Here is a 10,915-nt window from a genome sequence, read left to right as displayed (position 1 = left end):
GACGGCAGCGCCGGAACCGACGTACGACCTGCTGGCTTTCGCGACGCAGGCCATGCTGCTGGACCGGATCCTGGACCTGTCGCTCTCGTACGGTTCCGGTCGCCGGCCCGGGCCGCCGGAGGCCGACGGCGCGCCGGGGCACGACCCCGCACCACCCCCGGTGCCGGGGCTCCCCGAGACGGTGTCTCAGGACTGAGCGCGCCCCCTCCCGGGTTCCCCATGACGGCGGCCGTGCGCGTGTGGGCCATTCGGCTGCGAGGGGGTGTGAGGAACCGGGGCGGCCGGAACGCTCCCGCATGGTGGGCCCGGCGTGAGCGCGGGCGTCCACCCTCTCGGGAACGAAGGGACCGGCATGAGACATCGCATGGTCGCGCTCGTCATGGTGAGCGCGCTGGCCACGACCGCCTCGGTCACGGCGGCCTCTTCCAGTCCGGTCCCGGCCCGGGCCGGGACCGGAACGGAGCCACGGCCCCCCGGGCCCGCGCGCCCCTACGGATCGGCGCCCCCGCCGGGCGCCCCGGGCGGTGAGGCCTGGGCGTGGACCCAGCTCACCAGCCGCGGGACCCAGGTCCGTTACGTGTCCACCGACACCAGCCAGCAGTGTCCCTCGCTGCGCTACACCCTGGGCACGACCAGCGACGCGCACCCGATGCACCAGGTGAGCACTCCGATGGGGTCGCAGTTCCCCACCACCGTGTGCGAGGTGGGCGTGCCCCTCACGGCGTCCGGCGCGAGGCTGGAACAGGTTCCCGCGGCCGTGCTGCATCCCGGGGACCGCCGGCTCCCCCTGCCCGGCTGGACGTCGACGTCACGCCCCCAGCGGATCGCCGTCGTCGGGGACACCGGCTGCTCGGTGCCCAGGACGGGTACGGTCCAGAACTGCGCGGACCACCAGAGCGGCTGGCCCTTCCCGACGATCGCGAACAGCGCCGCCACGGTGACGCGACCCGATCTCGTCGTCCACGTCGGTGACTACCTCTACCGGGCGGACCCGGACAGGGAGAACGACAAGCAGCAGAACCCCGGCTGCACGACGACCGCGGACGCGGCGAGCTGGGCCTGTGTCGTCGCCGATTTCTTCCGGCCCGCGCAGACGCTGCTGGCCACCGCGCCGGTCGCGCTCACCCGGGGCAACCACGAGGACTGCAATCCGAGCTTCCACGGCGGTGCGGGCGGTGCGTGGTTCCGCTACCTCGCCGACGACCTGCGCGCCGACGGCTCGTGCGACCGGTTCACCGATCCCGTGGCGCTCCGCGCCGGCCTGCTGAACCTGGTCTCCCTGGACTCCTCGTACGCCGACCCCTCGGACAGCGGCAGTACGGCGAACAGGGCCGTGTTCACCAGGCAGTTCGACCAGGTGAACCAGTACGCCCAGCGGCGCCCCGGTGAGGACTTCTTCCTGTTCACGCACAAGCCGCTGTGGATGGTGAAGGCGGCGGGGCACACGACCGGTGACGTGACGTGGCTGACCAGGGTGCTCAGCGAGGCGGTCGCCGACACCGCGCTGCACCGGCTGGCGCGCAACGTACGGCTGGTGCTCTCGGGGCACGTGCACCTCTACCAGATGGTCGACTTCGGCACGGTACGCCCGCCGCAGCTGACCGTGGGTTCCTCGGGCGGACCGCCGGACAACGGACCGGACGACCTCTCGGTCGTCGGCCAGCCGGTCGGCACCCCGCCGCAGCCCGTCCGCCAGTCGATCACCCAGACCGTGGGCCCCATGGGCGGCCCGGGCGTCTTCGGGTACGCGGACCTGGGCCACGGCTCCGCCGCGAACACCTGGGTCCTCACCTTCCGCAACACGGGCGGCCGCGTGCTGGGCCCGACCTGCAGGCTGGACACGAGCCTGGACGACAAGTCGTTCCTGTGCCCGCCGGGCACGCCGGCCGGGCCGGGGACCGGCACGCCCGGGGACGGGTCGTCGTACGGCTGACGGCCGCCGAAGGCCCGGGCCCGGCGCGCCGGTCGCGGGCGCCGGGCTCAGACGGGTTCGGCGCGCACCACCGTGGCGTAGGAGCCGAGGCCCATCAGGCGCGCGCCGGTGATCTCGCCGAGCGCGGTGTAGAGCGTGAGGACACGACCGGAGACGGGGTCGAAGGCGATGTCCCGCACCGTTCCGTGCTCGGCGCCGTGCTCGGTCAGGACCCGGCTCCCGAGGGCCCGGTGGTGGGCGGGAAGACGGTCCTGGTCCTGCTCGGCCGTGACCCGGGAACGGACGATCACCGCGTCCGGGCCCACGGCCTCCACGGCGGTCCACGCCAGCACCCCGGCGCGGTCGGACGCCCCGGACAGGCGCACCGCGGCCACCGTGGCGTTGTGCGCGTCGACGGTCAGGTCGGCCACCTTGCCCACGGTGGTCGCGTCGTCGGCGGTGATCACCGGCAGACCGAAGGCCTGGGTGAAGAGCATGGCGGGTCCTCCTTCGTCGGGCGGTGCGGTGCGGTGCGGTGCCGGGTCAGCGTTGCCGCATGTGCGTGAGGAAGGCTTCGGCCTGGGCGGCGAAGCTGGGCAGGTCGTCGGCGACGAAGCGCTGCGCCTGCGCCGGGATGACGAGGGCCTCCCCGGAGACGGCCAGCGACTGGCCACGCGGCACAAACACCTTGCGGTGCTCCGGGTCGAGGTTGTCGTTGGCGGCGATCTCGAAGCCGACGACCCGGCCGCTCGACCCGGTCTCGACGACGACGTCCGCCACGGTGCCGATGTCCGTGCCCTCCTCGGTGAGGACCGGGGCACCGAGGACCCGGCCCCGGCCGGCCTCGCCGCGTCCGACGACCGCGTCCCGGTCCTCGAAGAGGGACTGGCTGACGATCATCACCGCCGACGGCCCGATGGCGTGCACGTGGGAGAAGCGCAGGCTCTGCTTCAGCGGCCCGGCCAGCAGACCGCGCCCGCTGAGGGTGAAACCGGTGATCCGGCCCGCCGGACCGTCGAAGACGACGTCCTTGATCTGCGCCACCGCCTCCCCGCCGAGTGTCACCACCACTCGTCCGGACAGTTCGGAGGCGAGTACGAGGGTGTTCACCGGCCACCTCCCCGGCCGGCGCGCCCGCGGTTGACCGCGATCACCGTTCCCGACCGGCGCCGTGCCTGAACGAGCACCACCGCCCCGGCGAGCAATGCCACCGCCGCGACGAGGGCGACCAGCCAGATCCACCACATCGTCATCCACCTCCCTGCCGTCGGTCACCCGTCGTGACCTGAGATGCACTCAGCGACCTCTCCGTGGTCTCCGGTTGCCCTCTGTACCGGCGGGCACGCCTGCGGGTACCGCCTTCGGCTGATGCCTCGTCACCACTGGACGGCGTCGCCCAGCGGCACCCTTCGCGGGCAGCGAGGGGTGAGCAGCCGTGGGAGAAGACGGCCGGGGAGCGGCGTCACCGCCCGCACGGGGTGCACGACGTGCGGTGGGACTCACGCCGGACCGGTCCGGCGGCGGGCGCCGCGGCACCGTCCAAGGGACGGCTGACGCGGGCCCGCGCTCTCAGTGGTCCGAGTAGCTGAGGTCGCCCACGGTCCATGCGCTGACGTCCTTGATCGCGACGCGGTACATGCCGCCCGTCTCCGGGATGCCGAGGCTGCCCTGGAGGATCCGGGCGAGGTGGAAGTGCAGATGCGTGGGCGGTTCGCCGTGGCCGGTCCCGCCGCGCCGGGGGCCGCGGGCGAAGACGTCCGAGAACGGGCCGAGCCGGTCCGAGGCCTTCAGGACCTCCGCCACCCGCTCCCGCCACACGGCCTCGGGAGCCAGCCGGCCGGTGATGACGGCACCGCCGACGACGACGGTCAGCGCCATCTGATTGCTCCGCTCGGACTCCACCGCGGCGGAGATGGCGACGAGCAGCTCATCAGGGTTCGACATGACAGCAGAGCTTATGCCGCCCGCCCGCGCCCGGGCGCCCGAGGTCCGGGACCGGCAGTCTTCCTGGTCCGCCGGATGAGTGAAATCTTCTGTGGGCATAGTAGATTTTCGTTCCGGAGCAGGGTATGGTTCTGCTCGTAGACGAGAGATCCGAGAGGAACGGAGGAGCTGACGCCATCAGGATCGCCCGGCCCGAGAAGCCCTCGGCCCGGGTACCGCAAGACCCCGGATTGGAAGGTGGTCCCCGGTCACGCAGCTGCGATCCCCCGCTCCGCCCTGCCGGGCCGGGTAGCGGAAACAGAAGGTCGGCACCGCAGTAGGGCCGACAGATGGTGTTGAATTTCCTTCGGGGCCCTGGTGCCGTACGGCACCAGGGCCCCTCGACGCGTTGCACAGCGAGGTGACATGGCATCCGACAACCCACTGCATGATCGTCTGGACGACGACGATTATCCGGCGTACACGATGGGCCGGGCGGCCGAGATGCTCGGCACCACGCCCGCCTTCCTCCGGGCCATCGGCGAGGCCCGGCTGATCACTCCGCTGCGCTCCGAGGGCGGACACCGCCGCTACTCCCGCTACCAGCTGCGGATCGCCGCCCGCGCCCGTGAGCTGGTGGACCAGGGCACCCCGATCGAGGCCGCGTGCCGCATCGTCATCCTCGAGGACCAGCTGGAGGAGGCGCAGCGCATCAACGCGGAGTACCGACGTGCCGCCGGCGAAGCGACGGCACGCCCCGGCCCCGTCTGAGCACACGGCGAGCACCACGCCCGGCGCACGGGCGCGGGCCGCGGGTCAGCGCTGTTCGAAGTGGCTGGGCCGGCCGTCCCGGTGCACCAGGCGGCCGAGGCGGGCCGCCGTGGCGCGGGGCAGCAGCGTCCAGCTGCCGTCGGCGCGGTGCAGGGCGCTGGAGTGCCAGGGGGTGGTCCAGGCGTCCGGGGCGTCGAGGAGGCGGATGCCGAACTTCGGGGCGCCGACGGGCTGCGGGTGGATGGACAGGCGCAGGGCACGGGGATGGTGCTCGGCGATCAGGGCTCCCCAGGCGCGGCTGCGCTGGATGACGCCGTAGGCGCGCTGTCTGCAGGCACGCTGGAGCGCGGAGCGGGTGCCGGTCCAGTCGGCGGTGTCCTCCACGAGGAAGCGGGTGATGCCGCGGTAGAGGGCCAGGGCGTGGTCGTCCGCGCGGATCTCGGCGCGCAGGGCGTCGACGGTGGGGGCGTGGCGGCGGTGGACGAGGGCGCGTGCGGTGTCGTGGTCGAGGTCGCCCAGGGCGTCGCGCAGGTCGAACAGGGACAGGCCGGTCAGGCCCTGCCGGGTCATGTGGGCGCGCAGTTCGTCGGCGTAGGCGTCGATGTGCTCGTCGGGCACGCGGACGAGGTCGCCGAAGACGTGGCCGTCGGAGCAGACGATCACGTGGGCGCCCGGCGGGTAGACGCGCCCGATCCGTGTGCACAGGCTGTGGAGGAACCCGAGGGAGAGCCGTTCGGCCTGGTCGGGCAGGTGGCCGAGGACCTTGGCCGGGCTGGGTGACTTGCAGGGGAAGCCGGGGAGCGTGAAGAGGACGGGTTCGCCGGCCCGGACGAAGTCGGCGATGCGGCGCAGCTGGTGGGGGAACGCGTCCGGCGGGGCGGGGGCCCGGTCCGTCGTGCGGTGGTACGGCAGCAGGACGGCCAGGACGGCGGCACTGAGGCTCGTGAGGCGCGGGTCCGGCGCAGTCGTCAGCGGCATGGCGGCTCTCCCAGGAGGTTCAGGGCACGGCGGCATGAGGACATGGCCGCGTGGCGGCACGGCGCCGGGACGGGCGGGCGTCCGGGAGCCGTAGGAACGGTGTGAGCGGGGCGGTCGGCCGGTCGCGCGGGGGGACGGGGCCGCCGCGGGGCGTCGTCAGACGCGGCGGTCGTAGGTGACCGGCAGGTGGTGGGTGCCGCGGCCCAGGACGGCCGGGATCCACTCGATGTCCTCGTCGGCGACGGCCGGGCGCAGGCCGGGCAGCCGGCTGAGGAGGGTGCCCAGGGTGATCTGGAGTTCGGCGCGGGCGAGGGCGGCCGCGGGGCAGAAGTGGACGCCGTGGCCGAAGGCGAGGTGGGGGTTGGGGCTGCGGTCGAGGTCGAGGGTGTCGGCGTCGGGGAAGCGGCGCGGGTCGCGGTGGGCGGCGCACAGGGAGACGATCACCGAGTCGCCGGCCGGGACCCGGGTGCCGTGCAGGTCGCTGTCCCGGTCGAAGAAGCGCCAGGTGGTGAGCTCGAACGCGCTGTCGTAGCGGAGCAGTTCCTCCACCGCGCGGGGCAGCGCTGCGGGATCGGCGCGGAGACGGGCGAGCTGCTCCGGGTGGCGGAACAGGGCGATCAGGGCCGTGGTGATCTGGTTGGTGACCGGCTCCTGGCCCGCCACCAGGAGCTGGAAGACCATCGAGTCCAGCTCCTCCTGGGACAGTTCGTGCCGGTCGCGGGCCGCGACGAGACGGCTGAGCAGGTCGTCCCGGGCGTACGCGCGCTTGTGGGCGACGACGTCGGCGATGTAGCGCTGCAGGCCGCGCAGCCGTTCCTCGTACCGTGCGCGTCCCGGGTCGGCGGGGCCCACGGGCTGGACCACCTTGCCCCAGTCGCGGTCGAAGCGGGCCGCCAGCTCGGGCGGCAGGCCGATGACTTCGGCGAGGACCTGGAAGGGGAAGGGGACGGCGAAACCGGCGACGAGGTCGGCGGGGCCGTTCTCGGGCAGGGCGTCGACGCACGCGTCGGCCAGTTCCTGGAGGCGGGGGCGGAGCCGTGCGACGCGGCGCGGGGCGAAGGCGTCGGTGAGCAGGCTGCGCATGCGGGTGTGCCGGGGCGGGTCCTGGTGCAGGAGGTGCACCTGGAGCTGCGAGTGCTGCGGCTCGGGCATGATCGAGGCGCGGGCGCGCCAGCGGTCGTTGCCGCGGTCGTGGTTCTTGCCCAGGCGGTCGTCGTTCAGCGCCGCGTGGGCGGCGTCGTAGCCGGTGACGAGCCAGGCGTGGACGCCGCTGGGGAACAGGACGCGGTGCACCGGGCCGGCCTCGCGCATCCGCGCGTACAGGGGGTAGGGGTCGGCCTTGTAGGGGCAGCCCGACAGCGGCACCGGGTCGGGCAGCGGGTCCCGGCCGGTGGCGGGCAGCGGGTCCTGGAAGGTCATCGGCGGGCTCCTCAGAGGGCGAGTTCGGGCTGGTGGTGGTCCAGCCACAGGGCGAGGTCCACGACGCGTTCGAGGCGCAGGCGGTGGCCCCACTCCAGCCGGTCGGGCGGGGTGTCGAGGCAGGGCTTGAGGTGGGTCTCGTCGGCCAGGGCACGCACCTGTTCGGTGGCGAGGGCGTCCCGGGTCAGGTCCTGCAGACCGCGGTTGTAGTCGGGGTGGTGGGTGGCCGGGTAGTGGTTCTTGGGCCGGTACAGGACCGACTCGGGGGCGAGGCCCGTGCCGGCGGCGCGCAGCAGGCTCTTCTCCCGGCCGTCGAAGCTCTTCAGTGCCCAGGGCACGTTAAAGGCGTACTCGACGAGCCGGTGGTCGCAGTAGGGGACGCGGACCTCCAGTCCGCGGGCCATGCTGAGGCGGTCCTTGCGGTGCAGGAGCTGGCGCAGCCAGCGGGTCAGCGACAGGTGCTGCATCTCGCGCTGCCGGTGCTCGGCGGGCGTCTCGCCGTCCAGGTGCGGTACGGCGGCCAGGGCGGTGCGGTAGGTGTCGGCGCGGAACTCGGCCATGCGCAGGCCGAGTTCCGGGTTCAGCGGCATGGCGGCCTCGTCGCCCGTCACCAGCAGCCACGGGAAGGTGTCCGCGGCCAGGGCCTTCGGCTGGTGGAACCAGGGGTAGCCGCCGAAGACCTCGTCGGCCGCCTCGCCGGACAGGGCGACCGTGGAGTGCGCGCGGATCTGCCCGAACAGCAGGTACAGCGAGGTGTCCATGTCGCCCACGCCGATGGGCGAGTCGCGGGCCACGACGACGGCCTTGCGGTGTTCGGGGTCGAGCAGGGCGCGCGGATCGAGGACGACGGTGTGGTGCTCGGTGCCGATGAAGGCGCCGGCCTCGGCGGCGTACGGGGCGTCGTGGCCGGTGCGCAGGACGTCTCCGGTGAACCGTTCCGCCTGGTCGCTGTAGTCGACGGCGTACGACCGGATCCTCGCCTCCGGGCCCTCCCGGCGGCGCAGTTCGCCGGCGAGCAGGGCGGTCAGGACGGTGGAGTCGAGGCCGCCGGACAGCAGGCTGCACACCGGCACGTCGGCCTCCAGCCGGCTGCGGGCCGCCGCGCCGACCAGGTCCCGGACCCGTTCCACCGTCGTGTCCCGGTCGTCGGTGTGGTCGGCGGCCTCCAGCTGCCAGTAGCGGCGTTCGCGGATGCCGTCCCGGTCCAGGACCAGCAGCGAACCGGGCGCGGTCTCGCGGACGCCGGACCACACCGTCGGGCCGGTGTTGAACAGCAGGCTGTACGCCTCCCGCAGCCCGTCGGCGTCCACGCGGGGCCGGAGCGCGGGATGCGCGAACAGGGCCTTGGGCTCGGAGGCGAAGGCCAGCCCGCCGTCGACGGCCGCCCAGAACAGCGGCTTCACACCGAGGCGGTCGCGGACCAGCAGCAGCCGCTGGGCGGGCTCGTCCCAGACGGCGAAGGCGAACATGCCGGTCAGGTGGTCGGCGACGTCCTCGCCCCACTCCGCGTACGCCCGCAGCACCACCTCGGTGTCGCTGCGCGTGCGGAACACATGGCCGCGGGCGCGCAGTTCGGCGCGCAGTTCGTGGTGGTTGTAGACCTCGCCGCTGTAGCTGAGGACGTGGGCCGGCTCGTCGGGCCGGTCGGTCATCGGCTGCGTGCCGCCGTCGAGGTCGATCACGGCGAGACGCCGGTGACCGATCGCGGCGCGCTCCCCCAGCCAGACACCGCCGGCGTCCGGGCCACGGGGCGTGAGGGCGGCCGTCATGGCCTCGATGACCGGGGCCATCGTACGGGCGTCCTGGTGGAAGGACACCCAGCCGGTGATTCCGCACATAGGCGTGACTCCTCGGTCAGGGACGGACGGTGGGGCGGCGGACGGGGAGCGCGGACGACGGCACGGCCGGACGAGCGGCCGTCCCGCCCGCACCACCGGACATCCCCACCACCCCGATCCAGGTACGGGCGTCCCGGAAGAAGGACACCCAGCCGGTGATTGGGCACATACGCATGACTCCTCGATCAGGGACGGGCGGCGGGGCTGCGGTCGGGCAGCGCGAGCAGGGGTACGGCGAGGCAGGCGGCGGTCGCGGCCAGCACCGGGCCCGCCCGGGGTACGCCGGTCAGTCCGCCGGCGGCGGTGGCCAGGGCGGGGCCGAGGGTGAAGCCGAGGCTGCGGGCCAGCTGGACCGTGGAGCCGGCGGTGGCGAGGCGGTCCGGTGGGGCCGTGCCCATGACCAGGGCCTGGACCGGGCCGCCGGTCAGGCCCATGCCGAGGCCGGCCAGGGCCAGCCGCCAGGCCACGTCCGGGGCGGACCAGGCGCCGTCCCACGGGACGAGGAGGAGCAGGCCGGCGGCGGTGAGGGCGGCGCCGGCGCCCGCCGTGGGCCGGGCGCCGTACCGGTCGGCGAGACGGCCGGCCGGCGGACCGGCCAGGCCCATGGCGAGCGGGAAGGCGAGCACGGTGAGCCCGGTCGTCGTGGCGCTGACGCCCTCGTCGCGCCGCAGGTGCAGGGCGACGACGTAGTGCGCGGCGGCGAAACCGGCCGCCAGGGCCAGCACCGCCCCGTGCGCCCGGAGCAGTCCCGGGACCCGCAGCACCCCGGTCACCGGACGCCCGCCGGGCCCGCGCGACCACCACCACAGCGGTGGCACGGCCGCCAGCGCGAGCGACAGCCACGCCGGCCGGCCGGCGGCCAGGGTCAGCGCCGTCAGCAGGACCGCCAGGCCGCCGGCCACCGGCAGGGCGTCCCCGGCCGCCCGCCGGCCGGGGAGCCGCAGCCCGCCGTCCGGGGGCAGCGCCCGCCAGGTCACCACCAGCGCGAGCACGCAGACGGGCACCTTGACGAGGAAGACGGCGTGCCAGCCCAGGTGGTCCAGCAGCACACCGCCCACCGCGGGCCCGGTCACCGCGCCGACCGGGCCGAGGGTCGCGGGCACGCTCATCGCCCGCGCGCGCTTCTCGGGCCGTACCGAACGGATCGCGAGGACCGGCATCAGCACGAACAGCACGGCCCCGCACGCGCCCTGCGCCAGACGAGCGGCGATCAGCCAGGCGATCCGGTCGGCGCCGGCCGCCAGCACGCTGCACAGGGCGAAGCCGCCGGTCGCGGCGAGGACCGCGGAGCGTGTCCCGACGCCGTCCAGCCACCGCCCGGCGGGCAGCAGCAGCGCCACCACGGGCAGCTGGTAGCCGAGTACGGCCCACTGCGCGGTCGCGGCGGAGACGTGCAGTCCGTCGGCGATGTCCGCGAGGGCGACGGTGACGATGTTCATGTCGAGCATCGCCACGAACGACAGCAGACCCGCCACGGCCACCAGCGCCCAGCGGTCCGCGCCGGCGTCCGCGCCGGCGTCCGCACCGGCGGATATGTGCCCGGGCCGGTCCGCACCGGCGCCGTGGTCGGTCATCCTCGGGCCCCTCACCGTCGCGACCGGGCTGCCCGGGGGCGGTCCGGTTCCGTCCCGTCCGCCGGTGCCCGGTGGTCGACGGCGATCAGCGGATCGCCGGTGAGGGGGTGGTCGACGACCACCGCCCGCACCCCGAACACCTCCGCCATCAGGGCCGGTGTGAGGACCTCGCGCGGCGGTCCCGAGGCGACGACCGAGCCGGCGTGCAGGACGTGGAGGCGGTCGCAGACGGACGCGGCGGCGTTGAGGTCGTGCAGCGAGACCAGGGTCGTACGGCGCCGGCCGCGCAGCAGGGCCAGCAGTTCCACCTGGTGGCGGATGTCGAGGTGGTTGGCCGGCTCGTCGAGGACCAGGACGTCGGGTTCCTGGGCGAAGGCACGGGCCAGCAGGACGCGTTGGCGCTCCCCGCCGGACAGGGCCGTGAACCGGCGTTCCGCGTGGGTGTCCATGCCGACGTCGGCCAGGGCGCGGGCGACGGTGTCCCGGTCGGCGGCGTCCTC

Annotated in this window: 13 protein-coding genes; 3 read left to right on the top strand and 10 right to left on the bottom strand. The window is 74.3% G+C overall.

The window, feature by feature from the left end; translation table 11 throughout:
* Together IE312_RS26280 and IE312_RS26275 are read left to right on the top strand one after the other, a co-directional pair.
* On the top strand, positions 1 to 196 hold a 196-nt coding region (locus IE312_RS26280; RefSeq protein WP_189984798.1), incomplete at its 5' end, for a hypothetical protein.
* A gap of 156 nt (positions 197 to 352) precedes the next feature.
* Positions 353 to 1,933, top strand: a complete 1,581-nt coding sequence (locus IE312_RS26275) for a metallophosphoesterase family protein (RefSeq protein WP_229900452.1) — start codon at positions 353 to 355, stop codon at positions 1,931 to 1,933.
* A 47-nt stretch (positions 1,934 to 1,980) separates the two neighbouring features.
* Here IE312_RS26275 and IE312_RS26270 read toward each other — a convergent pair whose 3' ends face one another.
* The 4 genes from IE312_RS26270 to IE312_RS26255 form a co-directional block, all read right to left on the bottom strand.
* A complete protein-coding gene (locus IE312_RS26270; RefSeq protein WP_189984797.1) occupies positions 1,981 to 2,409 on the bottom strand; it encodes a hypothetical protein in 429 nt (142 codons plus the stop codon).
* Between the two features lie 46 nt (positions 2,410 to 2,455).
* Positions 2,456 to 3,022: a PRC-barrel domain-containing protein gene (locus tag IE312_RS26265; RefSeq protein WP_189984796.1), complete on the bottom strand. Its 567-nt coding sequence runs from the start codon at positions 3,020 to 3,022 to the stop codon at positions 2,456 to 2,458.
* Positions 3,019 to 3,165 carry a hypothetical protein gene (locus tag IE312_RS26260; protein WP_189984844.1) on the bottom strand — a complete coding sequence of 49 codons (147 nt, stop codon included), beginning with the start codon at positions 3,163 to 3,165 and terminating at the stop codon, positions 3,019 to 3,021. The genes IE312_RS26265 and IE312_RS26260 overlap by 4 nt, the downstream gene beginning before the upstream one ends.
* A 316-nt stretch (positions 3,166 to 3,481) precedes the next feature.
* Entirely contained in the window at positions 3,482 to 3,856 is a 375-nt protein-coding gene (locus IE312_RS26255; RefSeq protein WP_189984795.1) for a GvpU-like protein, read from the bottom strand.
* 405 nt (positions 3,857 to 4,261) lie between these two features.
* On the opposite strand from IE312_RS26255, the gene IE312_RS26250 reads away from it, so the two are divergent.
* Positions 4,262 to 4,606: a MerR family transcriptional regulator gene (locus IE312_RS26250; RefSeq protein WP_189984794.1), complete on the top strand. Its 345-nt coding sequence runs from the start codon at positions 4,262 to 4,264 to the stop codon at positions 4,604 to 4,606.
* Positions 4,607 to 4,651: 45 nt separating this feature from the next.
* On the opposite strand, the gene IE312_RS26245 is transcribed toward IE312_RS26250, so the two are convergent.
* From IE312_RS26245 to IE312_RS41885, 6 genes are all read right to left on the bottom strand, one after another.
* Positions 4,652 to 5,584: an L-tyrosine/L-tryptophan isonitrile synthase family protein gene (locus IE312_RS26245; RefSeq protein ID WP_189984793.1), complete on the bottom strand. Its 933-nt coding sequence runs from the start codon at positions 5,582 to 5,584 to the stop codon at positions 4,652 to 4,654.
* Between the two features lie 156 nt (positions 5,585 to 5,740).
* Positions 5,741 to 7,003: a cytochrome P450 family protein gene (locus IE312_RS26240; RefSeq protein WP_189984792.1), complete on the bottom strand. Its 1,263-nt coding sequence runs from the start codon at positions 7,001 to 7,003 to the stop codon at positions 5,741 to 5,743.
* An 11-nt stretch (positions 7,004 to 7,014) separates the two neighbouring features.
* A complete protein-coding gene (gene asnB, locus IE312_RS26235; RefSeq protein ID WP_189984791.1) occupies positions 7,015 to 8,841 on the bottom strand; it encodes an asparagine synthase (glutamine-hydrolyzing) in 1,827 nt (608 codons plus the stop codon).
* Positions 8,842 to 8,857: 16 nt separating this feature from the next.
* Entirely contained in the window at positions 8,858 to 9,010 is a 153-nt protein-coding gene (locus IE312_RS26230; protein WP_189984790.1) for a hypothetical protein, read from the bottom strand.
* Between the two features lie 16 nt (positions 9,011 to 9,026).
* Entirely contained in the window at positions 9,027 to 10,415 is a 1,389-nt protein-coding gene (locus IE312_RS26225) for an MFS transporter (RefSeq protein WP_189984789.1), read from the bottom strand.
* Between the two features lie 11 nt (positions 10,416 to 10,426).
* A partial coding sequence (locus IE312_RS41885) for an ABC transporter ATP-binding protein (protein WP_229900451.1) occupies positions 10,427 to 10,915 on the bottom strand: 489 nt, incomplete at its 5' end.

Origin of the sequence: Streptomyces capoamus (assembly GCF_014654935.1) — a bacterium.
GTDB classification, from domain to species: domain Bacteria; phylum Actinomycetota; class Actinomycetes; order Streptomycetales; family Streptomycetaceae; genus Streptomyces; species Streptomyces capoamus.
The sequence above is the reverse complement of the archived record's forward strand: the minus strand, read 5'-3'. Positions and strand labels throughout refer to the sequence as shown.